The sequence below is a fragment of the Cellulomonas sp. IC4_254 genome, assembly GCF_011603975.1.
Classification (GTDB): domain Bacteria; phylum Actinomycetota; class Actinomycetes; order Actinomycetales; family Cellulomonadaceae; genus Cellulomonas.
The window spans coordinates 1-11002 of record NZ_JAANNB010000133.1; the positions used below are offsets into that span (position 1 = coordinate 1).

Here is an 11002-nt window from a genome sequence, read left to right on the forward strand (position 1 = left end):
GGCCGCCGCACCCCGCCGCACCCCGCCGCACCCCGCCGCACCCCGCCGCCGCGCCCGCCCGCGGGAGCCCGCGTGGGACGCTGGGCGGGTGAGACTCCGCCGCCCCACGGTCGCCGCCGACCTGCCCGCCGGCTTCCACGCCGCCGAGGCCCGCGCGCTCCAGGTCACGCTGACGGGCGTGCTGTCGGCCGTCGAGCGCGCCGCCGGCCGGCCGGTACCGGTCGACGTGGTGCTCGAGGCGGGCCGGGACGGCGCGGTCGTCGTGCTGTGCCGCAACCGGGTCGTCGGCTTCGTGCCCGACCCGCACGTCGCCGGGCTCCGCGACCAGGTGCGGTCGGCCGGCCGGCGGGCGCACGTCGGGGCGCCGGGCCGGGTCGTGCGCGAGGACGGGCTGTGGCGGGTGTGGGTCGGGCCGGAGCCGGACGGCGGTCTGCCGCCGGTGCCCGACGGCCTGGACACCCTGCCGGAGCCGCAGCCGACGATCCTCGGGGTGCCGCTGCGCCGCGACGGCACCTGACCTGACGCCGCGCCCCACGCCGCTCACCGCCCGCGCCCGGGCGCCTCACGCCCCCGCGAAGAACCCGCCCGGGGCGATCCGGTCGCTGAGCCGCGGGGCGTAGTGGTCGAAGAACACCCGCGCCACCAGCTCTCTCCGGCTGCCGACGCCCGCCTTCTCGAACACCGCCTTGAGGTGGTCCTGCACGGTCCACGGCGACAGGTGCAGCGCGCGGCCGATCTCCTGGGTGCTCTCGCCCTGCAGCACGGCCGCGACGACCTCCTGCTCCCGGCCGGTGAGCCCGAACGCGGCCACGACCAGCGGGACGATCTCCGGCGGGCGCGCCTCCTCGATCGTCACCACGACCTGGCACGCACGGCCGTCCGGCCCGGTGAGCGGCGCCGCGTGCACCACCAGCCACTCGCCGGCGGGGGTGCGGACCCGCAGCCGCGGCACCGTGCCGAGCCGGCCGGCGCCGAGCGCGCGGGCGGCGGCGGTGATGGCGGCGACGGGGTTCGGCAGGGCGCCCCAGCCGGACCCGCCGAGCTCGGCGAGCCGTGCCTCGGCGGCGGGGCTGAGCCGGCTGACGGCGTCGTCGGCCTCGACCACGAGCACGGCCGGCCCGGTCGCCGGGGTGCCCGGTCCGCCGGCGGCGGACGCCGCGACCGCCGTCACCAGGCCCGCGCGCACCCCGAGCGCGATGGTCCGTGACACCCGTCCCAGGAAGTCGGCCTCGGCCGGGCTGAACCCGCCCGCCGCGCCGCTGCGGTACAGGGCGACCGCGGCCCACGGCGTGCCGTCGGCGAGCGCGATCGCGCGCATCTCGTGGTCCAGCGCCCAGTGCGGGACGAACACGTCGCGGTGCCGGCTGCTGCGCCGCGGGTCGCCGCCGGTGTCGTCCGCGAGGATGCCGACGGGCCGCTCCCGCCGCGCGAGCGCGAGGAACAGGTTGACCTCGTCGGTCACGTACTCGTGCCGGAGGAACTCCGCGTCCATCTCGTCGCCGAGGTTCCGCTTCACCGACCCGGTGAGCAGCCCCGTGTCGGGGTCGATCGGCCCGATGCACGCGGCGTCGTACGGCACCGCCGTGCCGAGCAGCTCGGTCGCGCCCTCGACGAACGCGTGCCACTCCAGGCCCTGCCGGGCCAGCGCGTCGAGCCCGCGCTGCACGGGCTCCGTCCGGAGCGTCACCATGCTCCCGATGGTGCTCCTGTCCGGATCGTCCGGAAAGCCCCTTTCGCCGCGTGGCGCGGTGCGTGGGAGCAGCGGACCGCGACCACCCAGGTTCCTGGGATACCGCGGCCGCGGCGGCGCCGGGACGCTCGTCGGCATGGTCACGCAGATCGCGGCCCCCGAGCCGCTCGGCACCACGCTCCTCGACGAGCTCCGCGCCGCCGTCACCGGCGCGGTGCTCGACCCCGGCGACCCCGAGTGGGACGTCGCACGCCTGCCGTGGAACCGGCTGGTCGACCAACGCCCCCTCGCCCTCGTCGTGGCCGCGGACGCCGGCGACGTCGCCGCGACCGTCCGCTGGGCCGTCCGCAACGGCGTCACCGTCAGCGCGCAGCCCAACGGGCACGGCGCCAGCGCGGCCCTCGACGGCACCGTCGTCGTGCGGACCGCCGCCCTCGACGACATCTGGGTCGACGCGGACGCCCGCGTGGCCCGCGTCGGCGCCGGCGTGAAGTGGGGCGACCTGCAGACCGCCCTCGACGGCACCGGCCTGACCGCGCTGATCGGGTCGAACCCCGACGTCACCGTCGTCGGCTACAGCCTCAGCGGCGGGCTGTCCTGGTTCAGCCGCGCGTACGGCCCCGGCGCCGCGTCGATCCGCGCGGCCGAGGTGGTCGACGCGACCGGGGCGCTGCGCTGGGTCCGGTCGGACGACCCGGCCGACGCGGACCTGCTGTGGGCCCTGCGCGGGGGCGGCGGCGAGTTCGCGCTCGTCACCGCGCTCGAGCTCGAGCTGCACCCGGCGCCGCGGATCTACGGCGGGCTGCTCGGCTACCCGGCCGAGGCCGCCGCGCCGGTGCTGCGCGCGTTCCTCGAGGTCACCCGGTCCGCGCCGGAGGAGCTCACCGCCTGGTTCACGCTCATGCACCTCCCGGACGCGCCGTTCATCCCCGCGGAGCTGCGCGGGCAGTCCCTCGCGGTGGTCACGGCCACCTACCTGGGCGACGCCGAGGCGGGCGAGCGGCTGCTCGCCCCGCTCCGCGCCGCCGGTCCGGTGCTCCGGGACACGTTCCGGGCCGTCGCGCCGGGGGAGGTCGGGCTGCTCGCCGAGGAGCCGGTCGACCCGGTGCCGGCCGTCCTCGCGGGCACCCGGCTGCACGGCTTCGACGACGACGCGGCCGCCGAGCTGCTCCGGGTCGCCGGCGCCGGCAGCGGCACGCCGCTGCTCCAGGTCCAGCTCCGGCACGTGGGCGGGGCACTCGCCCGGGAGCGGGTGCCCGCCGCGGCCGGCACCGCCGACGAGCCCTACCTGCTGACCGGGCTCACGATCGTGCCGAGCCCGGACCTGGCACCGCTGGTCTCGGCGGCGCTCGACCAGCTGTTCACGACGTTCGCCCCGTGGAGCACCGGGACGGCGCCGCTCACGTTCCTCGACCGGGACGAGTCGATCCGGCGCGCCTACCCGGCCGCCACGGTCGACCGGCTGCGGGCGGTCAAGGCCGCGGTCGACCCCGCGGGGACGTTCCGGGGGAACCGCCCGGTCGACGCCTGACGCGCACGACGCGCGGGCCGGTCCCTCGCAGGGGGGGCGGGCCGGCCCGCGAGTCCGTGCCCGGACGGCCGCGCTGTGGTCAGCGCCCCGCCGACCACGCCCAGCGGATCAGCGGCCACTGCAGCGGCAGCCGGGCGACCGTCACGGCGGCGCGCACCGCCGGCCCCCGGGCCCGGTGCGTCGCGAGGCCGCGGACGCCGTCGACCGCCATCTGCACGTTCGCCGGGAACACCGCGGCGAGCAGCGCGGCGCTCGCGGGCCCGGCCGCGCGCCGGGTCGCGGGCACCGCCAGCCCGGCCGCGCACGCCAGCTCCGCGACCCCGGACAGCAGCACGAGGTCGCGCGGGCGGGGGAGGGCGCGCGGCACCGCCGGCTCGAACACCCCGGGGCGCACCAGGTGGACCACGCCGGAGACGAGGAAGGCCGCGGCGACGACGCGGGCGCCGGTGCCGAGGCGGCGGGGGGCGGCGGTCGGCAGACTGCGGGTCACCGGCCCATCCTCGCCGGGTGCGCGCCCGCGGGCACCCGGGCCACACTGGGGCGATGACCGCACGGCGCTGGGTGGTGCACGGACAGGTCCAGGGGGTCGGCTACCGGGCGTCGATGGCCGCCGAGGCCCGGCGGCTCGGCGTCGCCGGCTGGGTGCGCAACCGCGCCGACGGCACCGTCGAGGCGCTGGCCGAGGGGCCCGACGACGCTGTGGCGGCGCTCGCGGCCTGGGCGCGCGAGGGCCCGCGGTTCGCGGACGTCGACCGGGTCGAGGAGCACGACGCGGCCCCGGAGGGCGCGACGGGCTTCACGATCGCCGGCTGACGTCCGCGACCGGCCGTCAGGCGCCCGGGACGATCACGGCGCGGCCGCGGACCTGGCCGGCGTGCAGCCGCTGGTAGGCCTCCGGCGCCTGGTCCAGCGTGTACTCCTCGACGTGGATGGTCAGGGCGCCGCGCTTCGCGAGCTCGACGACCTCCATCAGCTCGGTGCGGGAGCCCCAGTTGATCGCGCGGCCGTTGACGTCCAGCGGCACCGTCGTCTGGCCGATGCGCACCGCGCCGGACGCGACGCCCACGACCACGACGTCACCGCCGACGCGCACCATGGCGCCGGCCAGGTCGGCGGTCGGCTGGATGCCGACGAAGTCGAGCACCACGTCGGCGCCCAGGCCGCGGGTCAGGCCCTTCACGGACTCGATCGCGTCGGGGTCCGACAGGAAGGCGTGGTCGGCACCGACCTCGCGGGCGAACTCGAGCTTGTCCTCGGAGACGTCCAGCACGACGACGGTGCTCTGCGTCAGCGCCTTGAGGATCTGGATGGCGACGTGGCCGAGGCCGCCCGAGCCGATGACGACGGCGGTGCTGCCCGGGGTGAGGCGAGGGAGCGCGGACTTCACGGCGCGGTACGGGGTGAGGCCGGCGTCGGTGAGCGACACGTTGCGCACCGGGTCCAGGTCGCCGAGTGGGACGAGGTGCCGGGCGTCGTCGACGACCATGTACTCGGCCATGCCGCCGTCGGTGAAGATGCCGGGCGCGCGCATGCCCTGCTCGCAGTTCTGCTCCTCGCCGGACGCGCAGGCGTAGCAGCGGCCGCAGCCCCACGGGCCGTAGACCAGCACGCTCTCGCCGACCTCGACGCCGTGCACGCCGGCACCGACCTCCTCGACGACACCCGCGACCTCGTGGCCGAGCGTGAGCGGCAGCGGCTTGAAGGAGTAGTCCTCCGCGGACGCGCCCATGATGAACTCGTCGGAGTGGCAGGCGCCGGCGGCGGTGACGCGCAGCAGCACCTCCGACGGGCCGGGGGTGGGCTTGGCGACCTCGACCAGCTCGGGGCGGGCGCCGATCTCGCGGTACTGCAGGGCCTTCATGGTGGCGACTTCTTCCTCCGGGCGGACCCGGGTGCGTGGTAGATGCATCCACCATACGCTTGAAGTGTCAACTACCATCCGGTCGGCTTTGGCCGCGGTGGCCGCGGCCGTCGCGTGTGTCGGAGGTCACGTCTACCGTCGGACCATGAACGTCGTCCTGATCCCGGGTTTCTGGCTCGACGCGTCCTCGTGGGCGCCGGTCTCTGCGGCCCTGGAGGCCGCCGGGCACACCCCGCACCCCGTGACGCCCCTGGGCGCCGGCGGTGCGGCGGACGAGGTCGCCGGCATCACGCTGGCCGACCAGGCGGCGGCGGTCGCCGAGCTGATCGACGGCATGGACGGCCCGTTCGTGGTCGTCGGGCACAGCGGCGGCGGCGCCGTCGCGCACGCCGTGGCGGACCTGCGCCCCGACCGGGTCGAGCAGGTGATCTACGTCGACAGCGGCCCGCTCGGCGAGGGCGGCGTCGTCAACGACGAGCTCCCCGTGGTCGACGGCGTGGTGCCGCTGCCGGACTGGGGCGTGTTCGAGGAGGAGGAGCTGGACGGCCTCACGGACGAGATCCGCGCCGACTTCCGCGCCCGCGCGGTGTCGGTGCCGCCGCTGGTCGCGAACGGCCCGCAGCGCCTGCACGACGAGCGCCGGTACGAGGTCCCGGTCACGGTCATCACCTCGACCATGCCGGAGTCGGTGCTCCGCGACCTCATCGCGAAGGACCACCCGTACGTCCGCGAGCTCGGGCGCATCCGGGACGTCACGATCGTCGAGCTGCCGACCGGGCACTGGCCCCAGCTGAGCCGCCCGGACGACCTCGCGGCCGCCGTGGTCGCGGCCGTGCAGGGTGAGGCCGACGCCGAGGAGGCCATGGCCGTCCCGACCTGAGTTTGCTATGGTCGACTTTAGTAAAGTGCACCATAGTAAAGTTGACCATAGTCAGGGGTCGGGTCGTGGGCTTCATCGGCCGGGATCGCGAGCTGGGTGAGCTCGAGCGGCAGCTCGCGGTCGTCCGTGCCGGCACACGTGCCGACGCCGGCGTGGCCGTCCTCGTCCGCGGGCGCCGGCGCGTCGGCAAGTCCCGGCTGGTGGCAGAGCTCGTCGAGCGCTCGGGACTGCCGTCGGTCACGTTCCAGGCCGCGCGCGGCGCGCCGCTGGCGCAGGAGCTCGCGCTGCTCGCCGAGGCCGTCGCCGACTCCGACCTCCCCGGCGCCGACGTCGCGCGCGGGTCGACGCCGACGACGCTCACCGCCGCGCTCACGCTGCTCGCGGCGGCCCTGCCTGACGACGCGCCGAGCGTGGTGGTGCTCGACGAGATCCCGTGGCTGCTGGAGCAGGTCGACGGGGGTGCCGGGGAGCTGCAGCGCGTCTGGGACGCCCGCCTGTCCCGCAAGCCCGTCCTGCTCCTGCTCGTGGGCTCGGACCTGGCGATGATGGAACGGCTCACCGCTCCGGACCAGCCGTTCTACGCGCGGGGCACCGAGCTCGTCCTCGACCCGCTCAGCCCCGGCGAGGTCGCGGCGATGACCGGGCTCGGGGGCGGAGCGGCGTTCGACGCCTACCTGATCACCGGGGGCCTCCCGCTCGTCGCGCAGGAGTGGGAGCCGGGCGAGCAGGCAGCCGATTTCCTGCGCGCGTCGCTGGGGTCGTCGACCAGCGCGCTCGTGGTCTCCGGCACCCGCGTCCTGGACGCCGAGTTCGGGGAGGTGTCACTGGCGCGCCAGGTCCTCACCGCGATCGGGGGGCGCGGCGAGCGCACCTTCGGCGGCATCCAGGGCGCCTCCCGGGGCGGCCCGATGAACGCCGCCAGCCTCACCGCCACGCTGCGGGCGCTCGTCGAGAAGCGCGTGGTGGCCGTCGACGAGCCGCTCTCGTCCGCGGCCGCGCCCAAGAACCGCCGGTACCGGATCGCCGACCCGGCCCTCCGGTTCTGGCTCGCGTTCGTCGAGCCTGCGCTCGGCGAGGTGGACCGCGCGCGGCCCGACCTCGCGCTGACCCGGATCGACCGGGGCTTCGCGGCCTGGCGAGGACGCGCGGTGGAGCCGGTGGTGCGGGCCGCGCTGCACCGGCTGCTCCCCGACGCGGGCTTCGCCGACGTCGCGGCCGTCGGCGGGTGGTGGCCCCGGAACAACGTGCCGGAGATCGACCTCGTGGGGACGGCGGGCGCGCCCGGCCCCGTCCGGCTGGTCGGCACCGTGAAGTGGCGGGCAGGCACCCCGCTGCGGGCGGCCGAGGTGGCCGCCCTCGCCGCCGACGCCGTCGCCGTCCCCGGGGTCACCGCCGCGACCCCGCTCGTCGGCGTGTGCCCCGCGGGCGCCGAGCCGGGGACGCCGCTGGCGGCCTGCTGGACCGCCGACGACCTGCTCGGCGCCTGGCCGGCCTGACCCACCCTCCCGCCTGCGTGGATGACATGTCAGGCGCGCGTCACCTACCATCGGCCGCGACCCGCCGGAGCCGCGGGCCGCGACAGGGGACCGCGGCACGCCACGCCGCTCCGGGGCGGGCGGACCGGCCCGCGTCGCCGCGGGCGAGGCAGGCGGACCCCGGAGAACGGCACCGTGATCAGGATCGGCATCGTCGAGGACGACGCGGCGAGCGCCGCGCTGCTCCGCGACCACCTCCGGCGCTACGAGCGCGACCACGGCGAGCAGTTCGACGTCACCCGGTTCGCGGACGGCGCGCAGGTGGTCGCCGGCTACCGGCCGGTGTTCGACATCCTGCTGCTGGACGTCGAGATGCCGGAGCTGGACGGGTTCAGCGCCGCGGAGAAGATCCGCCAGGTGGACCGGGACGTCGTCATCGTGTTCATCACGAACATGACGCAGTACGCGATCAAGGGCTACGAGGTCGACGCGCTGTCCTACGTGCTCAAGCCGGTGCCGTACTTCGCGTTCTCGCAGGAGATCAAGCGCTCGATCGCCCGGCTGCGCCGTCGCTCGTCGGACTACCTGCTGCTCACGGTCGACGGCGGGCTGGTGCGGGTCGCCACGGACGACATCGTGTTCCTGGAGTCGGCGAAGCACCGCACCACGGTGCACACCGTCGACGGCCGGTACTCGGTCGTCGGTCCGCTGAAGTCACTGGAGGCCGAGCTCGAGGGCAAGAGCTTCTTCCGGAGCAACAGCGGCTACGTGGTGAACCTGCGGCACGTGCTCGGCGTGCAGGGCAGCAGCGCGCTCATGGTCGGCGGGCACGACCTGCTGATCAGCCGACCCCGCAAGAAGGCGTTCCTCGCGGCGCTCACCGACTACCTCGGGGCGCGGCACGCGTGATCATGGAGACGCTCCCGGACATCCCCCGGGTCCTCACGGGCATCGCGGAGTGGGCGGCGTGCCTGGTGTACGTGCTGCTGCGCCGGCAGCGGCTGCCGGTGCGGCGGCTGGTGCTGGTCGCCGTGGCCGCGCTCGGGGTGCTCGTCGCGGTCCAGGAGCTCGCCGACCAGCTGCCGCTCGCGCTGTGGTCGCTGGGCATGGCGGCCGCGGTCGCCGCGATGTACGCCTTCATCGTCACGGCGGCGCGGGTGTCGGCGCGGGACGCGGGGTACTTCGCCGCCCGGGCGCTCGTGCTCGCGGAGCTCGTGGCGGCGCTGCACTGGCAGATGCACTGCTTCTTCTTCCTGCCCGAGGGCCGGCCCGGTCTCGGGTGGCAGGTCGCCTTCGGCGTCGTGATGTACGCGGCGTCGTTCGCGGTGGTGTACCTCATCGAGACCCGGCACTTCCGCCCGGCGCAGCCGCTCGAGGTGACGTGGGGCGAGCTGGCGTCCGCGGTCGCGATCGCGCTGGTCACGTTCTTCATGAGCAACATCAGCTTCCTCAACGCGAACACCCCGTTCAGCGGCCGGCTCGGGCTGGAGATCTTCTACATCCGCACGCTGGTGGACCTGTGCGGGTTCGTCGCGCTGTACGCGCAGCAGGGGCAGCGGCTCCAGCTCCGGGCGCGCGCGGACGTCAAGGCGGTCGACGAGATGCTGCGCCGGCAGCACGAGCAGTACCTGCAGTCCAAGCGCAGCATCGAGGTCGTCGACCGCAAGTACCACGACCTCAAGCACCAGATCGCGGTGATCCGGGCGGAGGGCGACGAGGGCAAGCGCGCGTCCTACCTGGACGACCTGGAGGCGAGCGTCTCCGGCTACGCCGCCCAGGCGCGCACCGGCAACGGGGTGCTGGACGTCATCCTCACGTCGAAGAGCCTGGAGTGCGCGGAGAAGGGCGTCGACCTCACGTACGTCGCGGACGGCGCGACGATCGACTTCATGTCGGCGATGGACGTCTCGGCGGTGTTCGGCAACGCGCTCGACAACGCGATCGACGCGGTGATGGCGGTCCCGGAGCCGGAGAAGCGGCTGATCAAGGTCGCGCTGTACGCCACCGGCGGCTTCGTGCTGGCGACCTTCGAGAACTACTTCGACGGCACGCTGAAGACCGAGGACGGCGACATCGTGACCCGGCGCGCCGACCGGGACCGGCACGGGTACGGGCTGAAGTCGATCCGGCACACCGCCGAGAAGTACGGCGGCTCGATGACGGTCAGCGCGGAGGACAGCTGGTTCGCGCTGCGCATCCTGCTGCCGGTCCCGGCGAGCAGCCGCCCGGAGGCCCTGACGCCCTGAGCCCGCCGGGCGCCGCGCGGCCTCAGCCCAGCGCCGCCCGCGCCGCCAGCGCCGGCGCCGACCGCTCCAGCACCGCCCCGCTGGTCCACAGCGACAGCGCCGAGGCGATCGCCATGTGCATGTCCAGGTACAGGTACGACCCGAGCCGCCCGCCGAAGTGCACGTCCGGCTCGTCCTCGGCGAGCGCGCGGTAGGCGCGCAGCCGCTCCCGGTCCTGCGGGGTGGCGACGGGGTAGTACGGCTCGTCGCCGGGCAGCGCGAACCGGGACCGCTCGCGCATGACCACGGTGCGGTCCTGGGCGTGCCGGTCCTCGCGCTCCGGGTGGTAGTGCCGGAACTCGTGCACCCGGGTGTACGGCACGTCGAGGTCGGCGTAGTTCATGACGCTGGTGCCCTGGAAGTCGCGGACCGGCAGCACCTCGGTCTCCAGGTCGAGGGTGCGCCAGCCGAGCGGGCCGGCGTGCTCGTCGAAGTACCGGTCGACGGGCCCGGTGTAGACCACGGGCACCTGGCCGCGGACGGCCGCGCGGCTGAACGGCTGCGACGCGTCGAAGAAGTCCGTCCCGAGCCGCACGTCGATGCGGGGGTGCGCGGCCATCGCCTCGAACCACGGCCCGTAGCCGCGGGTGGGCAGCCCCTCGTGGGTGTCGGCGAAGTACCGGTTCTCGTAGGTGTAGCGGACGGGCAGCCGCGCGATGACCGAGGCGGGCAGCTCGCGGGGATCGGTCTGCCACTGCTTCGCGGTGTAGTCCCGGATGAACGCCTCGTACAGCGGGCGCCCGATCAGGGAGATCGCCTTGTCCTCGAGGTTCGTCGGCTCGCCGCCGGCCAGGCCCTCGGCGGCCTGCCCGGCGACCAGCGCCCGGGCGGCCTCCGGGCCCATCGCGGTGCCGAAGAACTGGTTCAGCGTGCCGAGGTTGATCGGCAGCGGGTACACCGTGCCGCCGTGGGTGGAGTAGACCCGGTGCCGGTAGCCGGTGAAGGCGGTGAACCGGCGGACGTAGTCCCAGACCCGCTCGTTCGAGGTGTGGAAGATGTGCGACCCGTAGCGGTGCACCTCGATGCCCGTCTCCGCGTCGACGCTGCTCCAGGCGTTCCCGCCCAGGTGGTCGCGCCGGTCGATGACCGTGACCGACAGGCCGGCCTCGGCCGCGCGCTCGGCGACCGTCAGGCCGAACAGCCCGGCGCCGACGACGAGCAGGTCCATGCGGGTTCCTCGGGGGACGGGGCCGCCGGGGCGGCCGGGTGGCGGGGCGAGCGCCCCGAGTGTAGGGGTCGTTCTCGGGCCCGTGGACGACGGCCGACGACCCGTGCAGGTT

The 11002-nt window shown here is 75.4% G+C and carries 11 protein-coding genes; 7 read left to right on the forward strand and 4 right to left on the reverse strand.

What is annotated here, in order from left to right; translation table 11 throughout:
* Positions 1–88: 88 nt before the first annotated feature.
* Positions 89–517: a hypothetical protein gene (locus G6556_RS13045; RefSeq protein WP_166942021.1), complete on the forward strand. Its 429-nt coding sequence runs from the start codon at positions 89–91 to the stop codon at positions 515–517.
* A gap of 45 nt (positions 518–562) precedes the next feature.
* Here G6556_RS13045 and G6556_RS13050 read toward each other — a convergent pair whose 3' ends face one another.
* A complete protein-coding gene (locus tag G6556_RS13050; RefSeq protein ID WP_166942023.1) occupies positions 563–1690 on the reverse strand; it encodes a helix-turn-helix transcriptional regulator in 1128 nt (375 codons plus the stop codon).
* Between the two features lie 136 nt (positions 1691–1826).
* Between G6556_RS13050 and G6556_RS13055 the strand changes: the two genes are divergently transcribed.
* A complete protein-coding gene (locus tag G6556_RS13055; RefSeq protein WP_166942026.1) occupies positions 1827–3221 on the forward strand; it encodes an FAD-binding oxidoreductase in 1395 nt (464 codons plus the stop codon).
* A gap of 79 nt (positions 3222–3300) precedes the next feature.
* Here G6556_RS13055 and G6556_RS13060 read toward each other — a convergent pair whose 3' ends face one another.
* Positions 3301–3711 carry a DoxX family protein gene (locus G6556_RS13060; RefSeq protein ID WP_346774882.1) on the reverse strand — a complete coding sequence of 137 codons (411 nt, stop codon included), beginning with the start codon at positions 3709–3711 and terminating at the stop codon, positions 3301–3303.
* A 53-nt stretch (positions 3712–3764) separates the two neighbouring features.
* Between G6556_RS13060 and G6556_RS13065 the strand changes: the two genes are divergently transcribed.
* Entirely contained in the window at positions 3765–4034 is a 270-nt protein-coding gene (locus G6556_RS13065) for an acylphosphatase (protein ID WP_166942029.1), read from the forward strand.
* Between the two features lie 16 nt (positions 4035–4050).
* Here the strand turns inward: G6556_RS13065 and G6556_RS13070 are convergent, their stop codons facing one another.
* Complete coding sequence (locus G6556_RS13070; protein ID WP_166942032.1) at positions 4051–5082, reverse strand: NAD(P)-dependent alcohol dehydrogenase; 1032 nt, start codon at positions 5080–5082, stop codon at positions 4051–4053.
* Positions 5083–5227: 145 nt separating this feature from the next.
* Here G6556_RS13070 and G6556_RS13075 point away from each other — a divergent pair, with 145 nt between their 5' ends.
* The 4 genes from G6556_RS13075 to G6556_RS13090 all read left to right on the forward strand — a co-directional run bounded on the left by G6556_RS13075 (position 5228) and on the right by G6556_RS13090 (position 9683).
* On the forward strand, positions 5228–5962 hold the full coding sequence (locus G6556_RS13075; RefSeq protein ID WP_166942035.1) for an alpha/beta hydrolase: 735 nt from the start codon (positions 5228–5230) through the stop codon (positions 5960–5962).
* A gap of 41 nt (positions 5963–6003) precedes the next feature.
* Positions 6004–7458, forward strand: coding sequence for an ATP-binding protein (locus G6556_RS13080; protein WP_205693440.1), 1455 nt, complete (start codon positions 6004–6006; stop codon positions 7456–7458).
* Positions 7459–7632: 174 nt separating this feature from the next.
* Entirely contained in the window at positions 7633–8346 is a 714-nt protein-coding gene (locus G6556_RS13085) for a LytTR family DNA-binding domain-containing protein (RefSeq protein ID WP_346774883.1), read from the forward strand.
* A gap of 2 nt (positions 8347–8348) precedes the next feature.
* Positions 8349–9683, forward strand: coding sequence for a GHKL domain-containing protein (locus tag G6556_RS13090; protein ID WP_166942040.1), 1335 nt, complete (start codon positions 8349–8351; stop codon positions 9681–9683).
* Positions 9684–9705: 22 nt separating this feature from the next.
* On the opposite strand, the gene glf is transcribed toward G6556_RS13090, so the two are convergent.
* Entirely contained in the window at positions 9706–10890 is a 1185-nt protein-coding gene (gene glf / locus G6556_RS13095) for a UDP-galactopyranose mutase (protein ID WP_166942043.1), read from the reverse strand.
* Positions 10891–11002: the final 112 nt, after the last annotated feature.